Origin of the sequence: Microlunatus panaciterrae (genome assembly GCF_016907535.1) — a bacterium.
GTDB lineage: Bacteria > Actinomycetota > Actinomycetes > Propionibacteriales > Propionibacteriaceae > Microlunatus > Microlunatus panaciterrae.
The window spans coordinates 2,287,905-2,312,926 of the sequence record NZ_JAFBCF010000001.1 but is presented as its reverse complement, the minus strand read 5'-3'; the positions used below and the strand labels follow the sequence as shown (position 1 = coordinate 2,312,926).

Genomic DNA, 25,022 nt, shown 5'->3' with positions numbered 1-25,022 from the left:
AGCTGTTCCCCGGGCAGGTGTCCACCCTCGCGACCACCGATCCGGAGCTGATCGAATGCTTCGACCTGATCATCTGACCCGGAACGGTCTGGAGCTGGCCCCCGGGAGTTGATCACGTTCTCGCTCCTGACCTCGTTGGGTGGTTGCGATCCGCAGGTCAAGGATCACCTCCGCGGCAACCTGCACGTGGGCAACGATCGGGAGTCGTTGATCGAGGTCGGCACCCAGCTGCGGCCGTTCATAGCTATCCCAGGTCGATCAATGCGATCAACGAGATCGTGCCGCTTTTCAGTGGCGGCCGCGTCGACGCGACCGGCGGCAACGCCAGCCGACCGAGTCGTATCGTCAGGCTCCCGCTCTCCCCCGCACTCGGCGAGACATTGGGACTGCCCACACCCGGCCCGGCCTACTAGGGTCCTGATCATGAGCGAACAGTCGGGGCCCGTGTCACCCTGGGCGCCGTTTCGACGTCGCGCCTTCTTCTGGCTGTGGCTCGGCGTCGTGGTCAGCAGCGTCGGCATGTGGGCACAGACGGTCGGAGCCCAGTGGCTGTTCGTCGACGACCCGCACGCGGCCACCATCGTCACGCTGGTGCAGACCGCAAGCACGCTGCCGATGATGCTGCTGGCCCTGCCGGCAGGCGTGCTGGCCGACGCGTTCGACCGGCGCTGGCTGCTGTTCGGCGTGCAGACCTACTTCATCGCGGTGGCCGTCCTGCTCGCTGTCCTCACCGCCGCCGGGCTGATGCCGCCGGCGTTGCTGCTCACGTTCACGTTCGCCATCGGTGCCGGCGGCGCCCTGCTGTCTCCCACCTGGCAGGCCCTGATCACCGACCTGGTACCCAGAAACGAGCTGGCGGCCGCCACCCGGCTCGACATGGTCAGCGTCAACGTGGCACGCGCGGCAGGCCCGGCGCTGGCCGGCTTCGTGATCGCCCATTGGGGGGTCCCGCCCGTCTTCGCGATGAACGCGGTCTGCTTCGGCTTCCTGGCCCTCGTGCTGCTGGCCTGGCGTCGTCCACGCGTCACTCACCGGGAGCGGGAACCCTTTCTCCCGGCGCTGGTGGCCGGCGGGCGCTATGTCCGTCACGAGCCGGTGGTCCGCAGGATCCTGTTGCGCCTGGCCACCTTCATGCTGCCGGCCTGCGCGGTGTGGGCGCTGCTGCCGCTGGTCGCGAGCCGGCAGCTCGGCCTGGCCGCGGACGGGTACGGGCTGCTCTTCGCGGCCCTCGGGATCGGTGCCGTCATCGGCGCACTATGCCTGGGCTGGGTCAAGCGGTATCTGTCATCCAACGGGGTGCTGGGGCTGGCAGCGATCTCGTTCGCACTCGCCTTCGGGTCTGTGGTGCTGGTGCCGAACCTCTGGCTGGCGCTGCCCCTGCTGGTGGTGTGCGGCTTCGGCTGGACGGCCACCGTGTCCACCATCATCTCCGAACTGCAGCTGTTCCTGCCCGGCTGGGTGCGTGCCCGGGCCATCGCGATCTATCTCATGGTCTTCCTGGGCGCCCAGGCGGTCGCCTCGCCGATCTGGGGACTGGTCACCCAGCAACGGGGTCTGAGGACGTCCGTGCTGGCCGCCGCCGTCCTGGTGGCGGTCAGCGCGATCGGCGGCCTGGTGCTGAAGGTCCCCGAGAACCAACATCTGGACCGCTCGCCGATGGCCTACTGGGGCCCGACAACGGTGGCCCTCGAACCGGAGCCGGATGCCGGACCGATCATGGTGTCCATCGAATACGAGGTGTCAGCCGACGAGGAGGAGGCCTTCCTTCAGGCGATGGAGTCGATGCGCCGCTCTCGACTGCGCAGCGGCGCCTCACGCTGGGACCTTTACCGGGTCGGCGAGAGCCCTGACCTCTTCTTCGAACAGTTCCAGGTGCCGACCTGGCAGGAGCACCAACGGCAGCACGACGGACGCCTCACCGCCGAGGACCAGGCGATCGAAGACGCGACCTTCGCCCACGTCGTCGGAACGCCGCGCGCCCAGCATCTCCTCCCGCCGGGTACCGCACGCAACTCGCTCTCTCCGCATCCGGACGATTCCGCAGCGCAGGAGCCCTCCTAGGCCGGTCAGGGGGTGCGCTACCGCTGCTCGCTCATCCGGGCGGCGAGCTGGGAACGTGAGTCGATGCCGAACTTCCGGTAGACGTTTCGGAGGTGGTACTCGACCGTCTTGGGGCTGAGGAACAGCGCGCTCGCCACCTGACGGATGGTGCGTCCGTCGGCCAACGGCACCGCGATCTGCAGCTCGCGGGGGGTGAGCCTGCTGATCGGGTTCTGCCCCGGCCGGGCAATGGTCATCCCGGTGGCCTGGAGCTCGTCGGCGGCAGCCTCGGCCCAGGGCCGCGATCCCAGCCGGGTGAAGGTCTCGAGCGCCGAGCTCAGCATTGCCCGGGCATCGACCCGGCGGCGTGCTCGCCGCAGCCGACCGCCGTAGCTGAGCTGGGTGCGGGCCCGCTCGAAGGCGTCGAGAGTCGCAGTGTGCAGTTCGAGGGCCCGGCCGAATGCTTCGTCGAGCTGGGCGTCATCGCACAACAGCGCCTGCGTCCGGGCCGCTCGCGCCAGCGCCCACGGTTGGCCCTTCGCGACGGCCCGGTCCTGATAGGTCCGGCTCATCACCGCCGTCCCGCCGGTCTCTCCGCAGCGCAGCATGGCCTCGACCAGCTCGGGGACCGGGGACAGGTCCACGTCGAGCAGCCCCAGCTGGCCGAGCACCCTATCGACCGAACGGTAGTGCTCCAGCGACGACGCGATCGATCCGTACCCCAGCGCAAGGTCCCCCAGCGCGAACAGCGCCCAGATCCGGCCGATCTCGACGCGATGGGTCTCAGACAGCTGCAGGGTCTCGGCGGCATGGGTCCTCGCCTCACCGGATCGACCCTGGCGGGCCTCAAGCCAGCACAGCCCGGCCAGCGACATCGCCAGTTCCGTGCTCTGGCCGGACTCGCGGGCCAGCCCGATCGCCTCGTTGTAGTCAGCCTCGGCGTTGGCCCAACGGTCTGTCGTGGCCTCGTCGCGGGCGATGTGAAACAGCAGATGGGGCAGGGCGCCGATCGCCGACCGGGCCCGCTGGTCCGCCACCACCCGCTGCACCAGCTCGCGACCCCCGCCGGAGTCACGGAGGAACATCGGACCCATCACCAGCCAGAAAGCCTCGTACGGCTGTCCGACGGCCGCGTCCTGCCCGGGTGTGGCGATTCCGGCCCGTTCCGCCCGCTGCACGGCCTCCCGAATCAGCGGCGCTCCGTCCTGACCGGCCAGCACCTTGGCCATTCCGGCCGCAATGAGACCCAGCACGCCGGCCTCGGCGTCGGCCTGCCTGAGCAGGGTCTCGACCCGCTCGGCGGCCAGCACTGCCGTAGCCGCATCACCCAGGTAGTAGCAGGCATCGATGGCCTCGGCATAACAGGCGATGGCCTCAGAGGCGTCCGGCGACTCGGCTCCGGCGTGCATCAAGAGGTCGCGGGCCTGATCCACCGCGCCACAGCGCGCGGCGATCACACCCTGCAGTCGTCGACTGCGGACGCGACCGGTGGAGGTCGCCTCCAAGGCTGCCGCCCGCGCCAGCAGGGCCTGCGCTGCGACGACCTCACCTGCATGCCAGGACCAGGTGCCCGCTGCGCTCAACCTGGCCGCCTGCTCGGCGGCTGTCGGCGACAGTACGGCAGCCCGCTCGGCCGCCTTGGCTGCGACCGCGTAGGCGCCGCGACCGGCCGCTCGTCCGGCTGCCGCTTCCATTTCATCGGCCGTCGCCGCGTCGGGGCCCAGCGCCGCCTCGCTGCGATGCCAGCAGCGCCGGTCGGCGTCGGCAGCGGCGTCGCCCATGGCATCGGCGATGGCCGCGTGCAGCAGCCGCCGCCTCGCCGGGGTCGCGGCGGCATACACACCTGACCTGACCAGGGGGTGCCTGAATCGGACGCGGTCCGCCGTCACGCTCACCAGACCCGCCGCCTCCGCGTCGGCGAGCGCAGCCACGGGTGCGCCCAACACATCACAGGCTCGGCGCACCACCGCCAGATCCTCACCCGCAGCAGCCGCCACCAACAGAGCCGTCGCGGCAGCCGGGTCCAGGTCAGCGGCGCGACGGGAGTACAAACCGGCCAACACCGCCGACAGTGGCCCCGGCGCGTCGGGCGGTAGGGAAAGCAGCCGGTCCCGCTCGAGCACCAGCTCACGCACCGCCAGCGGGTTGCCGCCGGAGAGGGCGAACACCCGGTCGGACAGTTCCGCGGTGGCCAGCACACCGAGATCGGCTCCGACCAGCTCGCGGGTCGCCACCGCGTCGATGCCGGCCAACCTGAGCTGAGGCAGGTCGTCGGCAACCAGCAGGCATGGTTCGCCGGTTCGCGCGGCCACGATAAGCGCAACCGCGTCGGCGAGCAGGCGCCGCGCGACGAAGACCAGGGCCTCCTGGGACGGACGATCGACCAGATGGGCGTCATCGATGACGAGACACAGGGGCCGGTCCTCACTGCGCTGGGTCAACAGCGTCAGCAGGCCCGCCCCTACCGAGAACCGGTCAACGGCCTGGCCGGACCGCAGGGCCAGCGCGACCGCCAGAGCCTGGGCCTGCGGCGCAGGCAGCCGCTCCAACTCAGTCGCGGTGAGCCGCAGCAGCTGCGCAAGCCCGGCGAAGGGCAGGTCGCGCTCCGCGTCGGTGCCGACCGCGGTCAGGATCACCATGTCCTCGGTCAGGCGCTTCGCATGCTCGAGCAACGCCGTCTTGCCGATGCCCGGGTCGCCGGTGATCACCAGGACGCCGCTCTGCCCGACCCGGGCCGCCGCGAGCAGGGCACCGATCCGTTGCTGCTCCCGATCCCGACCGACCAGCACCCACGTCATCCTATCCGGGACCGCGGCTCCTTGGGATCCCTGCAGCAGGGGGTGATCTCAGCCCAGGGGGCTGCTCCGCAAGGACTAGGTGGGGCACCTGATGCGGGTCAGCGCCCGTCTAGCTGTGATGTCCAGCGAGGTTGGTCAGCCGGGTGACTGGCGGCTTGCCTCCGATGGCGGAGTGGGCTCGGTGATGATTGTAGAAGTGGAGCCAGCCGGGCAGGGCGGTGTTGCGTTGCTCGGTTGATTCATAGAACCGGGCGTAGGCCCACCCGTCGGCCAGTGTGCGGTGGAACCGCTCGATCTTTCCGTTGGTCTGCGGCCGGTAGGGACGTGTGCGCTTGTGGGTGATGCCAAGCTCGGCGCAGGCGTCGCGCCAGGCGTGGGACCTGTAGGCCGATCCGTTGTCGGACAGCACACGCTCGACGGTGACACCGTGGTCTGTGAACCATGCCGCGGCACGATGGAGAACCTCGATCGCCGTCGCTGCCTTCTCGTCGGCACAGATCTCGGCGTAGGCCATCCGGGAGTGGTCATCGATGACGGTATGCACGTATGCGGTGCCGATCAGCGGGCCACGCACTGGGCCTCTTCGCCGCTGGGTGTCGGTTGCAGCGCGGTTGCGATCTCCTTGCTGCTTGCCGAGGTAGCGCCATCCACCACCATCGGGAATGTTGCCGAACTTGGTGACGTCGACGTGGATCAGCGAGCCGGGGTGTGGGTGTTCGTATCGGCGCAGCGGCTCGCCTGTGACCCGGTCGATATGGCAGAGCCGGTTGATCCGACAACGCACCAGTACGGCGTGCACGGTGGAGGCCTGCATCCCAAGCCGGCCGGCGATCTGGACCGGGCCGAGCCGGTGCCGCCACCGAAGCCGCACGATCCGCCGGACCACGTCCGGCGTGGTCTTTGTCGGGCTCGAATGTGGCCGCGAGCTGCGGTCGACCATCCCGGCAGCACCTTCGCTCCGATAGCGGTCGGCCCACTTCTTCGCTGTGCGAGGCGCGACCATGAACATCTTCGCAGCGGCGGCGAAGGTCCAGCCGCGGTCGACGACGAGTTCGGCGAGCCGTAAACGGGCGCGGGGGGTGAGGGCAGCGTTAGCGTGGGACACGAGGGCCTCCGGTCAGCGAAGCGGTGAACTAGACAGCTCCACTTCACAACCGGAGGCCTTCGTCTGTCAGGCAGGCTCACCGATCCCCGGCGATACAACCTCCCTGGACATCACATCTAGCCGACCCTGAGTGGGAGGTCCGGAGAGGCCGGGCAGCACAGAGGGGACAGACAGCATGACCATCCAGGAAGAGGTCAAGACGGTCGATGGGGAGAAGCTGATGGCGTTCGTGTTTCGCGCCGTCGACGAGGTGGGCGCCGCCCTCAACGCGGCACTTGTGGTGATGGGAGACAAACTCGGCTACTACCGGGCGCTGAACGCACGCGGCCCGTCCACACCGGCCGAACTGGCGGAGGACACCCAGACCGGGGAGAAGTACGCACGGGAATGGCTCAACGCGCAGGCCGCCGGCGGCTATGTCGCCTACGACCCCGGCACCGGGACCTACACCCTGCCGATCGAGCACGCCGTCGCGCTGACCGACGAGACGAGCCCGGCCTTCGTCCCTGGGCTGTTTCAGATCGCCCACGGCACGATCCGGGATTCGTCACGGATCGTCGACCTGGCGCCCAGCGGTGACGGCCTGGGCTGGCACGAGCATGTCTCCGACGTGCACGAAGGGTGCGAGCGGTTCTTCCGGCCCGGCTACCTGGCCAACCTGGTCGACGGCTGGCTGCCGGCTCTCGAGGGCGCCGTCGAGAAGCTGCGCCGGGGTGCGCGGGTGGCCGACGTCGGTTGCGGATTCGGGGCCTCGACCGTACTGATGGCCCAGGCCTTCCCCAACTCGACTTTCATCGGGTCCGACTATCACGAACCGTCCATTCGGACCGCGCGTGAGCGCGCCGAGACAGCCGGGGTCCTGGATCGGATCAGTTTTGAGACATCGTCGGCGGCAGCTTTCTCGGGCAGCCGCTACGACCTGGTGACGACCTTCGACGCGCTGCATGACATGGGCGACCCGGTCGGCGCGGCTCGACACGTCTTCGACGCTCTCGACGACGACGGTAGCTGGATGATCGTCGAGCCTGCTGCTGGAGACCATGTCGAGGACAACCTCAACCCGATCGGACGCGTCTACTACGGCTTCTCGACCCTGCTCTGCACACCGGCCTCCCTGTCCCAGGACGTCGGTCTGGCGCTGGGGACCCAGGCCGGTCCCGCCCGCATCCGCGATGTGGTCGTCGCTGCTGGCTTCAGCTCGTTTCGCAAGGCCGCCAGCACGCCGTTCAACAACGTCTTCGAGGTACGCAAGTGACGAGAGGCCACTGGCCGCTGCGGCCCGCTGAAGCGAGACGACCCCGCCCCCTCGACGAGGGAGCGGGGTCGCAGGCGTCGGTCTCCGAGATCAACAGGCGCGAGCTTCAGAGATCGGCGGTCTTGGTCTCGGTCTCGGTGTCGGTGCCCGTCTTGGGTGCGACCACGGTGATCTTGGACTGAACGACCGCCAGACCGGCAGCGTCCAGCCGGGAGTACGAGCCGTGAGCGCCAAGATTGTAGGCGCGGCCGGTGGCCGGCAGAGCCCTTCGCACGGTGACGGTGCGGACCTTGACCGCCTTCTTCTTGCCGACGGTCTTGGACACGGTCCAGCTGGCGGTGACCTTGGCGGTAGCGGTTCCGGTGTTCTTGACCTGGACGGCGCCGCGGACCTTCACGGCCTTCTTGCCGGTCTCCTTGGTAGTGACGCAGGTGCGGGCGGAGACCGTGCTGTTGCCGATGGCCTCCCAGCTGCTGCAGGTGGTGACCGGCTTTGCCGGATGGGTGGGGGCGGCCTGCGCCGCTCCACCGGTGAAGCCGGCGGCCATGACGACGAGGCTGGCGACGGCGACGGACCTGGACAGGAGATTGTTCATGGTGTCCTCAGTGACGGGGTGGTGGGGTTCGCGTTGACTATAGACGGTTAATTGCTGATTCCGCAAGTTTGCCCATCGGGAACCAGCGTGCGCAACGAGGTCTCTGGGCGCCACAGCACTCGGGACCTTGGACCCTGTTCGTCCCTCATGGCTCTCTGCAGGGTGGAAAGTCAAGGACGGCTACGGACAACTGGGGGACACGATGTGGAGTAGCAGATCAAGACTTGCAGCCGGCGTGGCGGCGCTGGCACTGATTCCGGCTGGCCTGCTCGGCTGGGCGGCGACACCGGCGGCCGCAGCGCCGGCGTGTGGGACGGACCCGATCGTCGGGGACGTCAACGGCGACGGTCATGCTGAGGCGGTGGTCGGCGAACCCTTCAACGCAGATGGCGCGGGAGCCACCCACCTCTTCTACGGCACTCAGGCCGGCCTGGTCGCCGATCCGTCGGGCACGGCCCGCAACGACCAGTACTTCACCCAGGACTCGGCTGGAGTGCCCGGCGCCAGCGAGCACAACGACCTGTTCGGCATCAGCTCGGTGCTGGCCGACTTCAACGGCGACGGCTGCTCGGATCTGGCGATCGGCTCTCCCGGAGAGAACAGTGACAGCGGCATGGTCGTCGTGCTCTACGGGTCGCCCACCGGCATCAGGACCGTGGGCGCCCAGTCGTTCACCGAGAACAGCCTGTTCGGAGCCGGGTCGAGCCGGAGCAGCGAACAGTTCGGCCGGGAACTCAGCTTCGGGGATCTGAATGATGACGGCGTCGCCGATCTGGTGGTCGGCGCCCCCGGTGAGGTGTCGGCAGGGGCCACCTCGGCCGCGGGCGGAGGGGTCGCCGTCATCTACGGCCACGCCGGCGGACTCGGCAAGGGCGCTACTCCGTCGGTCCTCATCACCCAGGCGAGTCCGGGCGTGCCCGGGGTCCCGGAGAGCTTCGACAGCTTCGGCACCGCCCTGGCCACCGGTGACTTCGACGGCAACGGCGTGGCGGACCTCGCCGTCGGCGTACCGGGCGAGGACGCCTTCCGTGGCATCGTCCAGATCCTGCCCGGCAAGAAGGGGGCCGGAGTCGGTGCTCTCGCCGCCCACACCTACAGCCAGGACACGCCGGGCTTCCTCGGTGTGGCCGAGCCCAGGGACGGGTTCGGCTCAGCGCTGGCGGCGGGCCGGGTCACGGCTGACCGGTACGACGACCTGGCGATCGGGGCACCCGGGGAGAACGGGACCCTGACACCGGCCGGACCGCACATCGCGATCGGCGCGGGCGCCGTGTCGTTCGTCCGCGGATCAGCCACCGGGCTGACCGCGAGCCACAACCAGATCTGGTCCCAGGACTCGCCCGGGGTCACCGGGGTGGCGGGACCGACCGACCAGTTCGGGGCCTCGCTGGCGATGGCGATGCTGGACAACGGGCCGCTGCTCGATCTGGCCATCGGCACGCCGAACGACTCCATCGGCTCGACCAGGAGCGCAGGATCGGTCACCGTCCTGCTCGGCGCAGCCTCGGGCCTGACCACGGCCGGCGAAGGCGGCATCCGCTTCGACCAGAGCATGCAGGGGATCGCCGGCGTGCCCGAGTCGGGTGACGGTTTCGGGCTCTCCGTGGCGGCGCCACTGATCCAGACGCCCGACGAGGGCAGCCTGCTCATCGGCGTACCCGGGGAGACGATCAACGGGGTGTCACAGTCCGGCATGTTCACCCAGCTGCAGACCTTCGAGTTCGGCCCGAACCCGATCGGCAGCAGGTCGTTCGACGCCGGCTCGCCGGGGGTGCAGGGCGGCCGAGGGTCCAATGACCTGTTCGGCTTCGATGTGAACTGAAGGCCTCCCCCCAGGGGTCGGCGACGGCGGCTCAGCTGTCCTCGTTCGACCCCCACGGGGCGGCCCAGGCCTCGGTGGCCTCCCGGCTCAACCGGGCGAGTGTGACGAGGAGCTGCTCGGTCGACGTCGAGCGCAGCAGCGCGAGCTGGTCGAGGGGGCCCAGCGGCGCGATCCCGGCCAGCTGCCAGCAGCGCTGCAACGGCTCGTCCGCGAGCTCGATGTCGGCCCACCACTGGGTCTGGTCGAACTCGCTTGCCAGCGCCAGCGCCCGCCGGACCACACCCTCGGTCCGGTCCAGCTGGCTGTGCAACTCCGAGTCCCAGACCAGGTCGGGCAGCGGACGAACTTCGGCTCGGGGGAACGGTTCCTCCGGCAGCCAGTCGAGGACCTGGATCCGATGCTCGCCCTGGGCAGCCAACTGGACGACACCTTCGTCGGCTGCGAGCTCCACCACCTGGGCGATGGTGCCGGTGTCGAACCGCTGTTCGCCGCCACCGACCTCCTGGCCGCGTTCGATCAGCACGACCCCGAACTCGGCGCTGTCGGAGCTGAGCAGCTCCTTCAACATGATCAAGTACCGCTCCTCGAACACCCGCAGCTGCAACGGCATGTAGGGGAACAGCACGGAACCCAACGGGAACATCGGCATCGGCGCCATGGGCACTACAGAACCACATCGACCCAACCCGCGGCGACGGCGACCGAATCGGCCGCAATCTGTCCCGAGGCAACCCTGCCCAGGGCAGCGGCCCGGGACTAGACTGAGACTGCCGAGGTTCACGGAAGCGTCGTCGGTTGACGCCCCAGTCGTGGACGCGGTCGGTTGACACCTTCGGAGGCGCCCGTGCTACACATCGACATTCCCAGCAGAGCTGATGTGGAGAGGCTGGCGGCCGTTCGCCGCCCCGCTTGCGTCTCTCTCACGATCGCCACCAGTCCCGTCGACTCGGAGCCGGCCCGGCTGGAGCTGAAGAACCTGCTGTCGACCGCAGACTCGCTGCTCGGGGATGCCGGAGCCGAGCGGGAGGACGTGGACGCGGTCCACAAGCTGGTGGCGGACCTCATCGAAGACGGCGAATTCTGGCAGTTCCAGGCGAACAGCCTGACGATCTTCGCCACTCCCGACACGATCCAGACGTTCCGTTTGCCCCACCGGTTGGGATCCTCGGTCGAGGTGTCGGACCGTTTCATGATCAAACCGTTGCTGCGGGCCATCTCCTTCCCGCAGACGGCCTTCGTGCTCGCCCTGGCGCAGAACTCGGTCCGGTTGATCGAGATCTCCGCCGACCTGCCGCCTCACCAGGTCGAGGTGGCCGGCCTGCCGACCGACATCGCCAGTGCGGTGAACCTTCCGTCGATCCGCGGCCGAGCCGTGCCCGGAGGGGGCCGGATCCGTGGCTCTGAGGGCCAGAAGGTCCGCCAGGGCCAGTACGCGCGCGCGGTCGACCGCGCCCTCCGCCGCGTCCTGACCGGTGTCGACCTGCCGCTGATCCTGGCAGCCGCCGAGCCGCTGGCGAGCATCTACCGCTCCGTCAACAGCTCGGCCAGGCTCGCCGCCGAGACCCTCACCGGGAACCCGGAGGAGCGGTCCGATGGCGAGCTCGCAGATGCTGCCCGGGCGGTGCTGGACGGCATCTACGCGGCCGATCTGCTCTCGCTCAAGGAAGTGTTGGAGAACCGGGCCGCTGCCGGCCGGGCCGTGACCGAGCTGTCCGACATCGCCCGTGCGGCCACGTTCGGAGCCGTCGAAACCCTGGTGCTCGATATCGACCAGGCGATCGCAGGTCGGATCGACGATGAGACGGGAGTGCTCACCCTGACCGAGCATGGGGACCCGTCCAGTTATGACGTCGTCGACGAGATCGCCCGGCGTGCCCTGATGAACGGTGCGCGGATCCTCGCTGGGCACGCCGACGACGTGCCGGCCGGTGGACCCGTCGCAGCGACGGTGCGCTTCCCGGTCTGAGCCGTCGGCGGCTGATCGACTAGATGTCTTCGGGCACCATCTGGATGGCTCCGGAGGGACACTCGGCCACGCAGAGGCCGCAACCCTTGCAGTAGTCGAGATCGATCAGGTACTTCTCCCCCGGCTTGCCGATCTTGAGTACGGCGTTGTCGGGGCAGACCCCGAAGCAGTTGTCGCAGGAGAAGCAGTTGCCGCAGGACATGCACCGGCGCGCCTCGTAGAGCGCGTTCGACTCGTCCAGACCCTGCAGCACCTCGTCGAAGGTCGACTGCCGCCGGACCATCTCCAGCTGCGGCCGATGCACCCTGGGCGCATCCGCGTAGTACCAGGTGTTCAGCGTGCTGAAGTCGGCCAGCTCATGCTTCACCCGCGGCTCGGGCACGACCCCGGAGAACCAGGCGTCGATGTTGCGTGCGGCCTTCTTGCCGTGGCCGATGCCGACCGTCACCGACCGCTCGTACGGGACCATGTCGCCACCGGCGAAGATCCCGGGATGCCCCGTCATCATGTACGCGTCCACTCGGACGACGCCGTCCTCGACCTCGAGGTCCGGGACGTTGTCGAGCAGGCTGAGGTCGGTCTCCTGGCCGAGCGCCAGCACCAGCGAGTCGGCCTGCAGCTCCTCGAGCTCTCCGGTCGGCTGCGGGAACCCGCTCTCGTCCAGCTCCATCTTCTCGACGGTGAGAGTTCCCTCCTCCGCCTGGGTGATGGTGGTCAGCCACTTGAACAGCACCCCCTCCTCCTCCGCCTCCCGCAGCTCGCTCTCATGCGCAGGCATCCGGTCCCGGGTGCGCCGGTAGACCACGATCGCCTCTGCCGCGCCGAGCCGCTTCGCAGTCCGGGCGGCGTCCATCGCCGTGTTGCCGCCGCCATAGATCGCGACCCTGCGGCCCAGCAACGGCCGCTCACCCTCCTCCAGGTCGCGCAGCATCGACACCGCGTCGATCACGTGCGCGGCGGAGCCGGCCGGGATGTAGGCACGCTTGCCCAGCTGGGCGCCGACGGCGAGGAAGACCGCGTCATAGGAACCCTGCTTGATCTCCGCCATCAGATCGGTCACCTTGGCGTCCAGCTCCAGGGTCACTCCCAGGTCGAGGATCCGCTGCACCTCCGCGTCCAGGACGTCGCGTGGCAGCCGGTACTGCGGGATGCCGAACCGCATCATCCCACCGGCCATCGGCCCTGCCTCGCGGATCGTGACTGCGTAGCCGCGACGTGCCAGGTGGTAGGCGGCCGAGAGTCCGGACGGCCCGGCACCGACGACGAGTACCCGCCTGCCGGTCGGCGGGACGTCGACGCTAACCCGCCAGCCCTGACGGATCGCCTCGTCACCGATGAAGCGCTCGACCGAGTTGATGCCGACGGCCTCGTCGAGCTGCGCCCGGTTGCAGGAGGTCTCACAGGGGTGATAGCAGACCCTTCCCATCACTGCCGGGAACGGATTCTCCTCCATCATCTTGCGCCAGGCACGCTCGTAGCCGTCGCCGCCCTCCTCGGCCTCGAACAGCCACGCCTGGATGTTCTCTCCGGCCGGACAGGCGTTGTTGCACGGCGGCATCCGGTCGGTGTAGACCGCACGTTCGGTCCGCCAGGAGCCGGTCTTGTTGGCTTTGCTGGAACCGACGTCGAGGGTGATCGCAAACGGTATGTCCATCTCAGGCTCCCGGAAGTTCTGCGCCGTCGTCCGGACCGGCCAGCAGTCCGAAACGTTGGATGTTGCGGTCCGCACCGGCCTGGATCCGGGCGACGACGTCGTCGCGGGGATGGTCGCCGAACAGGTGGGCGAACCTGCGCTGCAGTTGGAGGTACTGCGTCACCGGGACCTGGTGACGGATCTTGCTGACACCGGTGACCACCCCGTGCTCGGCCTCGAAGACCGGGAAGATGCCGGTCTCCTTGGCGAGCCGGGCGATCCGGATGGTGTCCTTGGATGCCGACCCCCAGCCCAGAGGGCAGGGCACGAACACGTGCAGGTAGCGGGCTCCGTGCATCGACATGGCCTTCTCGACCTTGTACTCCAGGTCGCGGAGCTCGGCCACGGTCGCCGTCGCAACGTAGGGGATCTCGTGCGCCATCGCGATCAGGGGAACGCTCTTGCCCTGGCCGAAGACGTTGCCGGGTTCGCTGCCCACCGGTTTGGTGTTGGCCGTCCGAGCTGCGGGAGGAGTGGCGCCCGAGCGCTGGACGCCGGTGTTCATATAGCCCTCGTTGTCGTAGCAGACGAAGAGCACGTCGTCGTTGCGTTCGAACATCCCCGACAGGCAGCCGAAACCGATGTCGACGGTGCCGCCGTCGCCCGCTTGGCCGACGACCCGGGTGTCGGCGCGACCCTTGGCCCGCAGCGCAGCGGCGACCCCGCTGGCCACCGCGGGCGCGTTGCCGAACAGCGAGTGCAGCCACGGGATCTGCCAGGAGGACTCCGGGTAGGGAGTCGAGAAGACCTCGAGACAGCCGGTGGCGTTGACCGCCACCATGTTGCCGCCGGTGGCACGCATCGCCGCGTCCAAGACGTAGCGGGCGCCCAGCACCTCCCCACAGCCCTGGCAGGCGCGATGTCCTGACGTGATGGAGTTGGAGCGGTCCATCCGGGCCTGGACCGAGCGCTGCTCAAGGTCGAGCAGCCGGTTGCCGGCAACGAACGTCCCCACCTGGTAGAGCTTGATCTCCTGTACGGCCATGGTTTCTCCTCGGCTGCTCCTGCTCAGTGCGATCCGGAGCCGACGCTGCCCAGCTCACGCAGCATGTTCTCCGCATGCGGTCCCGGTCGGCCCGACCGTGACCGTGCGAGCTCGCGCTCGACCAGCTCGCGGTTGAGATCGAGGAAGTGCAGCTGGTGGGGCTCCAGTCGTCCGGCGAGCACGTCGTCGAACAGCCCGCGCAGCGAGGCTCGGGTGATCGGCCGGCCGCCCAGACCGGCGACGACGTTGTAGACGGTGGTCGGCAGCCCGGCCAGGGCGAGCCTGGTGTTCTGCCCGACGATGCCCCCTGCCCCGACGGCGAAGGCCTTCTCGAGCACGATCACCCGCTTCGCGCCGGCCAGCGCCTCCCGGACCTCGTTGATCGGCCAGGGCCGGAAACAGGTCACGTCCAGGGCCCCGATCGCGACTCCCTCCTCGCGCAAGGCATCGACCACCACTTCGATCGAGCCCAGCACCGAACCCAGCGCGACGACGATCGTCTCCGCATCATCGGTGCGATAGGGGCGGACCAGGCCGCCGGCGGCTCGGCCGAAGACCTGCTGGAATTCCGCCGCGATCCGCGGAATGACGTCGAGTGCCTCCACCTGCTTGGCATGCATCAGGAACTTGACCTCGGCGAACGCCTCGGGCCCGACCATCGCACCGATCGACATCGGATCGTCGGGGTCGAGCATCTGACGCGGTTCGAACGGCGGCAGGAAGGCGTCCACCTGCTCCTGGTCCGGCAGCTCCACCTCTTCGACCGCATGGGTCAGTATGAAGCCGTCCATGCACACCATCACCGGGACCGAGAGCGTCTCGGCCAGCCGGAAGGCCTGCAGGTGCAGGTCGACCGCTTCCTGGTTGGAGTCGGCGAACAGCTGGATCCAACCGGAGTCGCGCTGCGACATGGTGTCGGAGTGGTCGTTCCAGATGTTGATCGGCGCCCCGATCGCCCGGTTGGCCACCGTCATGACAATCGGCAGGCCGAGCCCAGAGGCGTTGAACAGCGCCTCGGCCATGAACAGCAGCCCCTGGCTCGCGGTCGCGGTGTAGGTGCGAGCACCGGCAGCAGAAGCGCCGATACAGGCCGACATGGCGCCGAACTCCGACTCCACCATCAGGTATTCGCACGGACTCAGCTCGCCGGTGCGGACCATGTCGGACAGCCCCTCAACGATGTGGGTCTGGGGCGAGATCGGGTAGGCCGAGATCACCTCTGGCCGGCAGAGCGCCACCGCCCTGGCGACGGCGAGCGAGCCCTCGATCTGACTAAGCATGGGCCAGGCTCCCCTTCTGTTGCAGGACGTACTCGTAGGCGTCCTGGGCCGCGGCGGCATTTCCCTCGCCCACCGGCCCGGCGAAACGCTGCCGGATCGCGTCGAGCACCGAACCGATGCCGACGACGCCGGTCAAGGCGGCGAAACCCCCGAGCAGGGCCGCATTGGGCAGCGGCCGCCCAAGTCGGCGACGGGCGAATTCGGTGGCCGGAACCGCCAGCGCCCGACCTTCCTGTGAAGCTGACGTGAACTCGCCGATGCCCAACTCTGCAAAGGAATGTGAGGTGTTGATCAAGACGTACGCCTCCGGTGCCACTCCCTCGAACACCTTGACCTGGTGCAACAGGGTCGGGTCGCAGATGATCAAGGCATCGGGGACGGCGATCGGCTCATGGATGCGGATCGGCACACTGTCGATGCGGCAGAACGACACCACCGGCGCGCCGGTGCGCTCGGATCCGAAGGTGGGAAACGCCTGCGCGTGCATGCCCTCGTCGAAAGCTGCGACAGACAGCATCTCCGCGGCTGTGACGGCGCCCTGGCCGCCGCGACCGTGAATGCGTACGTTGAACATCCCGCCTCCTGTTTCGGAGACTAGGCCGGGACCCGCCCCGGAGGTAGGGCCTTTCGTCCCCGTCGGCGCCGGTGAGAGGAGTCGAGGCCGGCCGCGTTCGCTACAGTCGGGACGTGACAACCACTCCGGAAACATCGGGCGCGGCGGGCGCCACGGATACAGCAGGCTCGGACACGGCGGGCACCGGCATCGCCGGATCCGAGCTCATCGGCGTCGGGCACTACCAGCCCAGCAGGGTGGTGACCAACGATGACCTGGCGAAGATCGTCGAGACCAACGACGAGTGGATCCAGCAGCGAACCGGCATCGTCACCCGACATCTCGCCGCCGACGACGAGACCGTGGCCGATATGGCGATCCAGGCGGCCCAGGCGGCGCTCGCTGACGCGGGCATCACCGCTGCTGAGGTCGACCTGATCGTGGTGGCGAGCTGCACCGCTACCGACCGCTCCCCCAGCACCGCAGGCCGGGTCTCGGCCGCCCTCGGCGCAGGCCGCCCGGCGATCTTCGACATCAACGCCGCCTGCTCGGGCTTCGCCCACGCGCTGGCCATCGCCGACCAGGCGATCCGCGCCGGTGCAGCGACGACGGCACTGGTCATCGGCGCCGAGAAGCTGAGTGACTACACCGACTGGACCGATCGGACCACTTGCATCCTGGTGGCCGACGCCGCCGGCGCCTTCGTCATCCGGCGTAGCGACATCCGAGGAGTCAGCGACGTCACCTGGGGCTCGGAGCCGGAGCTGGCGGACGCCGTCCGGATCGTGGCGCCCAGCCTGAAGTTCGCCCAGGAGGGGAAGTCCGTCTTCAAGTGGGCCATCAGCGAGGCGGCCGACATCGCCCGGGCCACGGTGCAGACCGCCGGCTACCAGCTGGCCGACATCCGCGCCCTGGTGGCGCACCAGGCCAACCGCCGGATCATCGAGCCGCTCGCCCGTCAACTGGGGATGGAGAACGCGATCGTCGCGACCGACATCAGCGAGTCCGGCAACACCTCCGCAGCGAGCATCCCGATGGCCTTCTCCAAGCTGTGGCAGGCGGGCGAGCTGCCGGCCGATGTGCCGGTGCTGCTGTACGGCTTCGGCGGCGGCTTCGCCTACGCCGGGCAGGTGGTCCGCACCCCGCGCCGCAGCCGGCCAAGCCCGACCGCGGTCGGCGCCCAGAGCGGCTGACCGCACGACGCATAACTCCGCACACTTCTGTGCAGAACCGGTTCCGCACGGGCCCCAGACGTGATCATCGGCGCGATAAATCAGTGGTCCGCCCTGGATCGCCCTGCGTACGCTGGTGAACGCCCGAGTGGTTCGGGCCCGATGATCGTCACAGCTGATCATCACCGCCCTGATGGCGTTCGATCATCGGGGCCGACAGCTACCGGAGAGGAGGTGCCTTCCCCTTGATCACGTTCACCAACAGCCCAGTTGGCGCGGAGGCCGCTCTTCCGGCCGCCGCTGCCCTCGTCGAGGACCTCAGCGGCACCGTCTCGGGCATCGTGCGTCGCTGACCTCCCTTCGACAGGCTCAGGGCACGCTCTGACCTCTTCGGCGACGCCAGGCCCCCATCCGGCGGAGCCGCCTACCCTCGTCAACCCCTTCGGCTGCGACCGGAGTCAGGCACGCCCATAAGTTCTCGGGCGCGGCGCCCGGAGTCGAAGACGTCCTGCCTCAGACAACCCTGCGTCCCGCCTCACCCACCCTGCCATTTTGCTGACGCCAACCTGCTTGACTATGACGTCATTGTGATGTCATAGTGGTGTCACCGCGACACCACACCGCACAGCTCAACCTCATCACATCCAAGGAGAAGGCGACATGTATCGCTCCAGCGAGGTCCTTGACCTCAACCAGTGGGCCGTTCGCGACGCTCTTGTCGCTGATCCCCACACCCACGGCCTCACTCAGGGACCGAACCTCAGCGCGCTTGCGGCCGAGCGTTCCGCCCTGCTTCAGGCTCTGGCCGATCGGGCGCCGGCAGCTGCCGACTCCCGCCGGCTCCGTTTGCCTCGCCTGGCGCGACTCTGGCGAGCAGCACCGGTCAAGTCGCCGGCCTGACCACCCGCACCGCACGACACACCGTGACGTCACATGACGTCATACCCACCACCCTGCATCAGCACACTGAAAGGACACCACCATGTACGACACCGTCAACCTCGCCGGAGGCTACGCCGCCTTCCTCAACGCGATGGACGAGCGCCGCGCCGCCAAGCCGAGCCGTCGGCAGGGCCGGAGCCGCACTCGGACGACTCGCCAGCCTCGTCGCGCTGGATGACCTCTCGCCCAACCGGCATGACCCCACCCCACAACCCTCCCCGAAGCCCACACATCCCCGTCACCACAGAACAAGCGGTGACGGGATGTGTGGTCTCAGCGGCCGGTGCGCAGGCCGGCTGGCTCACTCAGGGTCACGCCACGAGTGCAACGGGCGCCAGCCGATGATCTTCTCGGCCCGGTCGATGGCGAAGTTGCCACGGTGACCGGGCAGGGCTGACCTGATCTCGATGTCCGGCGCATGCCGGCGGATCAGTTCCTCGGTCGGCACCTCGGACAGGGTGTCGGCTGCAACGATGTTCAGCGGTGCGAAACCGTACGGCTTCTCCTTCGCTGCTTCAATGGCCAGCCGGCAGGCTCGGGCAGCGTCACGGATGTCGATGTAGGACCACAGGTTGCGCAGCTCATGATCAAGGTCCGGGCTGGTCCGGCAGCGTTCGGCCGCGGCGAGCTGCTCCTCCCGCTCGGACACCCAGTGGAACCGCAGACACGCGATCGACATGCCCTCACGCCGACAGAACATCTCCGCAGTCCGCTCGTCCACCTCCTTGGACAGTCCGTACGGGTCGGAGTTGACCAGCGGATGGTCCTCGTCCACCGGCACGTAGCGGGCGTGGCTGTGCTGCGGCGAGTACGGCGTGCCGTAGGCGGAGGCGCTGGAGGCATGCGCCACCCGCTTGATCCCCAGCAGCGCGGCCGCCTGCAGCACCGCGAAGGTGGCGGAGGTGTTGTTGGTGAAGACCACCTCGTCCGGGTGCAACCAGGGCCGCGGGATCGCACCGAGGTTGATCACGGCGTCACAGCCGCGCAGGGCGCCGGCCACCTGCCCGACATCGCGACTGTCCAGCTGGATCTGCGGGATGCTGTCCGGAAGCCAGTCCGGCCGCGGCACGCGATCCACCACCGTGACCGGATAGTCCGCAGCCACCAGCTCGGCCACCACCGCCCGGCCGAGCCGACCGCAACCACCGGTCACCAACACTCTCTCCATCAGTCTCTCCTCGTTCCTGCTCGTCTTGATCAGCTGCTGCGGTGGACCACCGAGGTCAGCGCCGACGCCGGGCGGTGCCGAACAGTCCCCGGAAGATCTCCCGGGTCGCCGTACGCGCCAGCTGCCGGAAGGCAGTCGACCCGACGACCTCCTCGACGATCCCCTTCTGCGGTCTGCTGCGCGTCGTCCTCGGGCTTCGCTGTTGCGACCTCGGCGCCGACGGCTCTCGGTCCTGTCGGGCCCGTTCGTCGGCCTCGGCCTCCGCCTCGGCCGCCCGGGCCCCGGCTTCGAGCCTGGCTGCCAGCATCTCGCGGGCAGACTGACGGTCGATCGGCTGGCCGTAGCGGGCCATCAGGGCCGAGACGGCGATGCCGGTGCGGAGCTGGTCCTCGGGTGTCGGCGCCATCAGCGACTGGGGCGCACGCATCCGCGTCCAGGCCACCGGTGTCGGAGCGCCGTCCGGGTCCATCACGGTGACGATCGCCTCGCCGATCCCCAGCTGTTGCAGCGTCTCGGCCAGGTCGTAGTGCGAGTGGGGGAACGTCGCCACAGTCTGCCGGAGCGCCTTGGCGTCGTTCGGGGTGTGCGCCCGCAACTGGTGCTGGACTCGCGACCCGAGCTGCGCCAGCACGTCGTCCGGAACATCCTTGGGCGTCTGGGTGACGAAGAAGACACCCACCCCCTTGGACCTGATCAGCCTCACGGTCTGGGCGATGGCGTCGAGGAAGGCCTTGGAGGCGTCCTTGAACAGCAGATGCGCTTCGTCGAAGAAGAAGACCAGTTTCGGCTTGTCGATGTCGCCGACCTCGGGCAGGTCGTGGAACAGGTCGGCGAGCAGCCACATCAGGAAGGTGGAGAACACGGCCGGCCGGTCCTGCAGGTTGGGCAGCTCGAGCAGCGACACCACTCCGCGCCCGTCCCTGGTGACCCGGAGGAAGTCAGCGGTGTCGAACTCCGGCTCGCCGAAGAAGGCCTCCGCGCCCTGGTCGGAGAATGTGATCAGCGACCTCAGGATCACCCCGACCGTCGCTGCGGACAGGCCGCCGATGCCCTTGAGTTCCGCCTTGCCCTCGTCACTGGTCAGATGCTGCAGCACGGCCTGCAGATCGGCCAGGTCCAGCAGCGGCAGGCCCTGCAGGTCGGCATAGTGGAACACCAGGCCGAGCGACGACTCCTGGACGTCGTTGAGGCCCAGCACCTTGGACAGCAGCACCGGTCCGAACGAGCTCATGGTGGCGCGCAGCGGGATCCCCAGGCCCTGCCCGCCAAGGGCGAAGAACTCGGTCGGACACGCCGTCGGCTGCCAGTCCTGGCCGATCTTCTGGGTCCGCGCCAGCAGCTTCTCATTCGGCTGGCCGGGCGAGGCGATGCCGGACAGGTCACCCTTGATGTCGGCTGCGAAGACCGGCACCCCAGCGGCGGAGATCTGCTCGGCCATCAGCTGCAGCGTTTTGGTCTTGCCGGTGCCGGTGGCACCCGCCACCAGGCCGTGCCGGTTGAGCATCGCCAGCGGGATCCGGATCTTGGCCGTCGGCACGGATGCGTCATCCTCCATCAGTACGCCCAGCTCGATCGCCGGCTCGTCGAAGGTGTAGCCGTCGGCAATGCTCTGAACCTCGGCGGCCCTGCCCTCTGCGCCGACCGCTTCATCCGTCATGGCGGCCAGCGTTGCATATCGCCGCTGTGCAGTGAACCCCGACCCGCGTTCAAATCGTAACGTGGCCGTGTTCACAGATGAGCGGCAACGTTGACTAGAGTGACACAGTGATTTTCAAGCGCGTTGGTGACGTACGCCCGTACCCAGACCATGGCTACGTGCAGAAGCAGTGGGCTGCCATTGCGCCCCACCAGGTGCGTTTGGACCAGCTCGTCACCACCAAACGGACGCTGGACCTCGAGGCCCTGCTGGAGGAGGACTCCACCTTCTATGGCGACCTTTTCGCCCACGTGGTCTCGTGGCGCGGTGAGCTGTATCTGGAGGACGGCCTGCATCGGGCCCTCCGCGCGGCCCTGCAGCAGCGCCAGACCATGCACGCCCGCGTGCTTGATCTCAAGTAAGCATGCGGCCGGGTAGGCTACCGATTCGGTACACCCAAGGGAGGGTCGGTCGGTGATAGGTCGTGTCTTTCGGATCGTCCGGACACCGCTGACGTTGCTCGCTCTGCTGGCGGTGCTCTGTTACGGAGCCTGGTGGGGTTGGCAGAACGTGATCGCACCCACCCCGCCACCGGCGGCGAAGCCCTGCGTCAACACGTCGGTGGACAAGGGCCGGCTCCGGTCCAGCCAGGTGACGGTGAACATCTTCAACGGTGGCAACAAGCGTGGACTGGCCGGGGACATCGCGCGAGCCATGCGGGCCAAGGAGTTCAAGGTCGCCAAGGTGTCGAACACCGAGCAGGCGGTGTCCAAGACAGTGATCATCGGGGCCAACGCGAAGAACCCAGAGGTGCTGTTGGTGAAGAGCTTCTTTAAGTCAGCCAGTGTCAAGGCTGACAAGCGCGCCGACCACACCGTCGACGTCCTGGTCGGCAACAAGTACGCCGGGTTCAACAGCAAGGCGAAGACGAGCATCGCGGTGAAGAGCCAGACCGTCTGTCTGCCCGCGAGCAAGAGCCCGTCGCCCGCGGTGGGTGGCTGAGCGATCAGCTGGAGCTGAGGCTCAGTCGCCCCGCTGGCCCCGCCATTTCGCCAGCCGGCCACCCTTGCTGAGCGCCCGGATACGGTCCTCGGTATCGGCTCTGATGTCGGACGGAGTCACGATCAGCAGCTCGTCGCCGGCCTTGATCCGGTCCTGATGGCCCGGTACGGAGGGATTGCCTTCGCGGATGATCAACGACACCAGTGTGTTCTTCGGCAGCCTCAGCTCTCCGATCTCGAGACCGCTGAGCCGCGACCCCGACGGCACACGCACCTGCAGCAGCTCGGCCGAGATGCGTTCCAACGGCGCCACCTCCACGTCCAGCTCGGCGGTGTCCTCACCCTTGGACAGGCCGAGCAACCGAGCAGCCAATGGCAGCGTGGGCGCCTGCAGGACGGTGAACACGATGACGAACACGAGCACCACGTCGAAGAGCGCCGTCGCACCCGGAACGTTGACCGACAGCGGGATGGTGGCGACGACGATCGGCACTGCGCCGCGCAGGCCTCCCCAGGACAGGAAGACCTGGTGCCGCCACGGCACCTTGAACCAACTGGCCGTGCTCAACACCGACACCGGGCGGGCAACCACGGTCAGGAAGGCCCCCGCCGCCAGCGCGGTCAGGGCCACCTTCCAGGTCAGCCGGTCGGGGGTCGCCAGCATCCCCAGCATGACGAACAGGCCGATCTGGGCGATCCAGCCGATCCCTTCGACGAACGACCGGGTGGCGCCCCGGTGGGGCAGCTGGGCATTACCCAGCATCAGAGCGCAGACGTAGACGGCAGCGAAGCCGCTGGTGTGCAGCGTGGCGGCGATCGCGTAGGAGAAGACGGTCCAGACGAGCGCAGCGAGCGGGTAGAGCCCGGAGGAAGGCAGTGCCACCGAGCGCAGGATGACCACCCCGATCCAGCCGAGGGCGACGCCGATCAGCAGGCCGAGGGTGAGCTCGAGAGCGATCAGGCCGATCAAGCCGCCGACGCCGCCCTTGGTCGGCTCACCGAGGGCCGCCGAGCTCGCCAGCACGACCAGCAGGACCGTCGGCGCATCGTTCAGCCCGGACTCGGCCTCCAGCGCCCCGCGCACCCGGTGGGGCAACCCGACGTTGCGCAGCACAGAGAACACGGCCGCAGCGTCGGTCGGCGACGTCACCGCGCCAAGCAGCACCGAGAGCCACAGGTCCAGGCCGAGGACGTAATGACAGAACAGGGTCATCAGTCCCACGCTGATCCCGATGCCGACCGTGGCCAGTGCGCCGGCGATGCCGACCGACGGCCTGATGTCCTTCCACCGGGTCGTCAGCCCCCCCTCGGCCAAGATCAACACCAGCGCACCGAAGCCGAGCGCGCGGGCGACATCCGCGTCATTGAAGGCGAATCCGAAGCCTGAGTCACCGAGCGCCATGCCGAGACCGAGGAACAGCAGCAGCGAGGGAAGCCCGATCCGGGCGCCGATCCGGGCGGCGACGATGGCGGCGATCATGACGACGGCACCCACCAGGAGAATGCCGTCGAGATTGATCATCTGCCTACTTCCCGCCACCCGAGGGCATGCGTTTGAGCGGTGTCGGGCCTAGTTTTTCACAGACGGCCGGGAACGGGGCAGGCGTCCGAGGGCGGAAATCACCAGGTCCGCCTGAGCGATCAGGCGGACCTGGTGTGGCCGTGGGCCCCTACCGGGAGCTCGGCACTGCGGTGGCGGAGGGATTTGAACCCTCGGAGGTTTTACCCTCACGCGCTTTCGAGGCGCGCTCTTTAGGCCGCTCAGACACGCCACCGCGGGAGAGATTACCCGAACTGTCGCGGCTGGGGCCAATCGAGCCGACTCAGAGCCCTGCGGGGCCGCCGTCACGGCGAGCGCCGAAGAACCGGCGCAGCACGGCGCCGCAGGCCTCCTCCTCGATGCCTCCCACAACGGTGACCCGGTGGTTCAACCTCGGGTCCCGGACCACGTCCCAGAGCGAGGCCACCGCACCGGCCTTCGGGTCGTAGGCACCGAACACGAGCGTCCCCACCCGGGCCAGCACGAGCGCGCCGGCGCACATGGTGCACGGTTCGAGGGTGACGACGAGGGTGTGGTCGTCCAGCCGCCAGCTGCCGGTGACAGCAGCGGCGCGGCGGAGCGCGAGGATCTCGGCGTGCGCGGTCGGGTCACCGGTCAGCTCGCGCTCGTTGCCGGCAGCCGCCACCACCGCCCCGGCTGGGTCGAGCAGTACCGCTCCGATGGGGACGTCACCGTGCGACTCGGCCAGCCGCGCCTGCTCGAGGGCCAGCTGCATGGGGGGCGACCACTGGTTGGCCACCGGCGGTCAGGACCGGAAAGCCGCTTCGGCGACCCGGCGGAACTGCGGCCCGACATTGATCTTGTCGGCCAGCTCGGACAGCATCTGGTCGCTGCCGAGGTCGAGGTTCTCGCAGGTGGCGGTCATGTCGAAGTCGCTGACCCCGAGGTCGCTGAAGATCCCCAGGTCACCCATCGGCTCGGTGTCGTCCTCAGTGTCCGGGATCTCAGCCCCGAGGAAGTCGGCGACGTCGTGGGCAATCGGCCAGTCGGCAGCGGCAGCGCCATCGGACAGCAGCACCTGCACGTGGCGGCCACGCACCCGGACGATCACGAAGACCTCCTCGACCAGGCTGACCAAGCCGATCGCACCGGCGTCTCCGGGCAGCCGCCGCAGCTGCACGACCAGTTCTTCGAGATCGTTGGCCAGGTCCTTCGACAGCGCCTGGGCGACCACTTGCCCGTCCTCGCGGTAGACCGCGATCACATAGTCGATCTCGTCCTCGGCGGCATCGTCAAGATCATCTTCGAAGTCGTCGTCATCATCGTCGTCGTCATCATCGTCGTCATCGTCGTTGTCGTCGTCCTCGAGGTCCTCGTCTTCGGTGTCCTCGTCATCGGTTGCGGCCGCAGCCGGGTTCTTCCGCGCGGTCGAACCGTCCAGATCGAACGACTCGTACTCGTCGTCGTCGAATCCCGCCATGACCCTCTTCCTCCGTTGCCCTGCCCACCG

At 68.5% G+C, this 25,022-nt stretch carries 21 protein-coding genes and 1 tRNA gene; 8 read left to right on the top strand and 14 right to left on the bottom strand.

What is annotated here, in order from left to right; genetic code table 11:
- Positions 1-423 precede the first annotated feature (423 nt).
- Entirely contained in the window at positions 424-2,061 is a 1,638-nt protein-coding gene (locus JOE57_RS10430) for an MFS transporter (RefSeq protein ID WP_204917732.1), read from the top strand.
- 17 nt (positions 2,062-2,078) lie between these two features.
- On the opposite strand, the gene JOE57_RS10425 is transcribed toward JOE57_RS10430, so the two are convergent.
- Positions 2,079-4,829, bottom strand: a complete 2,751-nt coding sequence (locus JOE57_RS10425; RefSeq protein ID WP_204917730.1) for an AAA family ATPase — start codon at positions 4,827-4,829, stop codon at positions 2,079-2,081.
- A 118-nt stretch (positions 4,830-4,947) separates the two neighbouring features.
- Positions 4,948-5,943, bottom strand: a complete 996-nt coding sequence (locus JOE57_RS10420; protein ID WP_204916074.1) for an IS481 family transposase — start codon at positions 5,941-5,943, stop codon at positions 4,948-4,950.
- Positions 5,944-6,118: 175 nt separating this feature from the next.
- Here JOE57_RS10420 and JOE57_RS10415 point away from each other — a divergent pair, with 175 nt between their 5' ends.
- Positions 6,119-7,198: a class I SAM-dependent methyltransferase gene (locus tag JOE57_RS10415; RefSeq protein ID WP_204917728.1), complete on the top strand. Its 1,080-nt coding sequence runs from the start codon at positions 6,119-6,121 to the stop codon at positions 7,196-7,198.
- Between the two features lie 106 nt (positions 7,199-7,304).
- Here the strand turns inward: JOE57_RS10415 and JOE57_RS10410 are convergent, their stop codons facing one another.
- Positions 7,305-7,793, bottom strand: coding sequence for a hypothetical protein (locus tag JOE57_RS10410; RefSeq protein WP_204917727.1), 489 nt, complete (start codon positions 7,791-7,793; stop codon positions 7,305-7,307).
- Between the two features lie 235 nt (positions 7,794-8,028).
- Between JOE57_RS10410 and JOE57_RS10405 the strand changes: the two genes are divergently transcribed.
- Positions 8,029-9,615 (top strand): FG-GAP repeat protein, encoded by a 1,587-nt coding sequence (locus tag JOE57_RS10405; RefSeq protein WP_204917725.1) that lies wholly within the window; start codon positions 8,029-8,031, stop codon positions 9,613-9,615.
- 31 nt (positions 9,616-9,646) lie between these two features.
- Here the strand turns inward: JOE57_RS10405 and JOE57_RS10400 are convergent, their stop codons facing one another.
- Positions 9,647-10,273, bottom strand: a complete 627-nt coding sequence (locus JOE57_RS10400) for an LON peptidase substrate-binding domain-containing protein (RefSeq protein ID WP_204917723.1) — start codon at positions 10,271-10,273, stop codon at positions 9,647-9,649.
- Between the two features lie 186 nt (positions 10,274-10,459).
- On the opposite strand from JOE57_RS10400, the gene JOE57_RS10395 reads away from it, so the two are divergent.
- Positions 10,460-11,581, top strand: coding sequence for a baeRF11 domain-containing protein (locus JOE57_RS10395; protein WP_204917721.1), 1,122 nt, complete (start codon positions 10,460-10,462; stop codon positions 11,579-11,581).
- 19 nt (positions 11,582-11,600) lie between these two features.
- Here the strand turns inward: JOE57_RS10395 and JOE57_RS10390 are convergent, their stop codons facing one another.
- The 4 genes from JOE57_RS10390 to JOE57_RS10375 are packed head-to-tail and all read right to left on the bottom strand — an operon-like array spanning position 11,601 to position 16,113.
- Complete coding sequence (locus tag JOE57_RS10390; protein ID WP_204917719.1) at positions 11,601-13,235, bottom strand: NAD(P)-binding protein; 1,635 nt, start codon at positions 13,233-13,235, stop codon at positions 11,601-11,603.
- Position 13,236: 1 nt separating this feature from the next.
- Positions 13,237-14,259, bottom strand: coding sequence for a thiamine pyrophosphate-dependent enzyme (locus tag JOE57_RS10385; protein ID WP_204917718.1), 1,023 nt, complete (start codon positions 14,257-14,259; stop codon positions 13,237-13,239).
- A gap of 23 nt (positions 14,260-14,282) precedes the next feature.
- Positions 14,283-15,539, bottom strand: coding sequence for a transketolase C-terminal domain-containing protein (locus JOE57_RS10380; protein ID WP_204917716.1), 1,257 nt, complete (start codon positions 15,537-15,539; stop codon positions 14,283-14,285).
- Positions 15,532-16,113 (bottom strand): 2-oxoacid:acceptor oxidoreductase family protein, encoded by a 582-nt coding sequence (locus tag JOE57_RS10375; RefSeq protein ID WP_204917714.1) that lies wholly within the window; start codon positions 16,111-16,113, stop codon positions 15,532-15,534. Before JOE57_RS10375 ends, JOE57_RS10380 begins: the two co-directional genes overlap by 8 nt.
- A 113-nt stretch (positions 16,114-16,226) precedes the next feature.
- Between JOE57_RS10375 and JOE57_RS10370 the strand changes: the two genes are divergently transcribed.
- Both JOE57_RS10370 and JOE57_RS10365 read left to right on the top strand, forming a co-directional pair.
- A complete protein-coding gene (locus tag JOE57_RS10370; protein WP_338041254.1) occupies positions 16,227-17,285 on the top strand; it encodes a beta-ketoacyl-ACP synthase 3 in 1,059 nt (352 codons plus the stop codon).
- A 961-nt stretch (positions 17,286-18,246) separates the two neighbouring features.
- Positions 18,247-18,384: a hypothetical protein gene (locus tag JOE57_RS10365; RefSeq protein ID WP_204917712.1), complete on the top strand. Its 138-nt coding sequence runs from the start codon at positions 18,247-18,249 to the stop codon at positions 18,382-18,384.
- 123 nt (positions 18,385-18,507) lie between these two features.
- Here the strand turns inward: JOE57_RS10365 and JOE57_RS10360 are convergent, their stop codons facing one another.
- Both JOE57_RS10360 and JOE57_RS10355 read right to left on the bottom strand, forming a co-directional pair.
- The gene (locus JOE57_RS10360) at positions 18,508-19,374 is read right to left on the bottom strand and encodes an NAD-dependent epimerase/dehydratase family protein (protein ID WP_204917710.1); all 867 of its coding nucleotides are present in this window, start codon (positions 19,372-19,374) and stop codon (positions 18,508-18,510) included.
- Between the two features lie 55 nt (positions 19,375-19,429).
- Positions 19,430-21,031 (bottom strand): helicase HerA-like domain-containing protein, encoded by a 1,602-nt coding sequence (locus tag JOE57_RS10355; protein ID WP_204917708.1) that lies wholly within the window; start codon positions 21,029-21,031, stop codon positions 19,430-19,432.
- 107 nt (positions 21,032-21,138) lie between these two features.
- Between JOE57_RS10355 and JOE57_RS10350 the strand changes: the two genes are divergently transcribed.
- Together JOE57_RS10350 and JOE57_RS10345 are read left to right on the top strand one after the other, a co-directional pair.
- Positions 21,139-21,432, top strand: a complete 294-nt coding sequence (locus JOE57_RS10350; protein WP_204917706.1) for a type II toxin-antitoxin system VapB family antitoxin — start codon at positions 21,139-21,141, stop codon at positions 21,430-21,432.
- Between the two features lie 52 nt (positions 21,433-21,484).
- Positions 21,485-22,012, top strand: a complete 528-nt coding sequence (locus JOE57_RS10345; protein WP_204917704.1) for a LytR C-terminal domain-containing protein — start codon at positions 21,485-21,487, stop codon at positions 22,010-22,012.
- Between the two features lie 21 nt (positions 22,013-22,033).
- Here JOE57_RS10345 and JOE57_RS10340 read toward each other — a convergent pair whose 3' ends face one another.
- From JOE57_RS10340 to JOE57_RS10325, 4 genes are all read right to left on the bottom strand, one after another.
- Positions 22,034-23,533, bottom strand: a complete 1,500-nt coding sequence (locus tag JOE57_RS10340; protein WP_204917703.1) for a potassium/proton antiporter — start codon at positions 23,531-23,533, stop codon at positions 22,034-22,036.
- 168 nt (positions 23,534-23,701) lie between these two features.
- Positions 23,702-23,786: transfer RNA gene (locus JOE57_RS10335), tRNA-Ser, on the bottom strand.
- Positions 23,787-23,834: 48 nt separating this feature from the next.
- Positions 23,835-24,287, bottom strand: a complete 453-nt coding sequence (locus JOE57_RS10330) for a nucleoside deaminase (RefSeq protein WP_204917701.1) — start codon at positions 24,285-24,287, stop codon at positions 23,835-23,837.
- A 30-nt stretch (positions 24,288-24,317) separates the two neighbouring features.
- Positions 24,318-24,992 carry a tRNA adenosine deaminase-associated protein gene (locus JOE57_RS10325; protein WP_204917699.1) on the bottom strand — a complete coding sequence of 225 codons (675 nt, stop codon included), beginning with the start codon at positions 24,990-24,992 and terminating at the stop codon, positions 24,318-24,320.
- Between the last annotated feature and the right edge of the window lie 30 nt (positions 24,993-25,022).

Coding starts and splice junctions, on each gene's coding strand:
- JOE57_RS10410 (WP_204917727.1), bottom strand. CDS start 7,793: ATGAACAATCTCCTGTCCAGGTCCGTCGCCGTCGCCAGCCTCGTCGTC.
- JOE57_RS10355 (WP_204917708.1), bottom strand. CDS start 21,031: ATGACGGATGAAGCGGTCGGCGCAGAGGGCAGGGCCGCCGAGGTTCAG.
- JOE57_RS10365 (WP_204917712.1), top strand. CDS start 18,247: ATGTACGACACCGTCAACCTCGCCGGAGGCTACGCCGCCTTCCTCAAC.
- JOE57_RS10375 (WP_204917714.1), bottom strand. CDS start 16,113: ATGTTCAACGTACGCATTCACGGTCGCGGCGGCCAGGGCGCCGTCACA.
- JOE57_RS10330 (WP_204917701.1), bottom strand. CDS start 24,287: ATGCAGCTGGCCCTCGAGCAGGCGCGGCTGGCCGAGTCGCACGGTGAC.
- JOE57_RS10390 (WP_204917719.1), bottom strand. CDS start 13,235: ATGGACATACCGTTTGCGATCACCCTCGACGTCGGTTCCAGCAAAGCC.
- JOE57_RS10340 (WP_204917703.1), bottom strand. CDS start 23,533: ATGATCAATCTCGACGGCATTCTCCTGGTGGGTGCCGTCGTCATGATC.
- JOE57_RS10415 (WP_204917728.1), top strand. CDS start 6,119: ATGACCATCCAGGAAGAGGTCAAGACGGTCGATGGGGAGAAGCTGATG.
- JOE57_RS10385 (WP_204917718.1), bottom strand. CDS start 14,259: ATGGCCGTACAGGAGATCAAGCTCTACCAGGTGGGGACGTTCGTTGCC.
- JOE57_RS10360 (WP_204917710.1), bottom strand. CDS start 19,374: ATGGAGAGAGTGTTGGTGACCGGTGGTTGCGGTCGGCTCGGCCGGGCG.
- JOE57_RS10380 (WP_204917716.1), bottom strand. CDS start 15,539: ATGCTTAGTCAGATCGAGGGCTCGCTCGCCGTCGCCAGGGCGGTGGCG.
- JOE57_RS10430 (WP_204917732.1), top strand. CDS start 424: ATGAGCGAACAGTCGGGGCCCGTGTCACCCTGGGCGCCGTTTCGACGT.
- JOE57_RS10400 (WP_204917723.1), bottom strand. CDS start 10,273: ATGGCGCCGATGCCGATGTTCCCGTTGGGTTCCGTGCTGTTCCCCTAC.
- JOE57_RS10325 (WP_204917699.1), bottom strand. CDS start 24,992: ATGGCGGGATTCGACGACGACGAGTACGAGTCGTTCGATCTGGACGGT.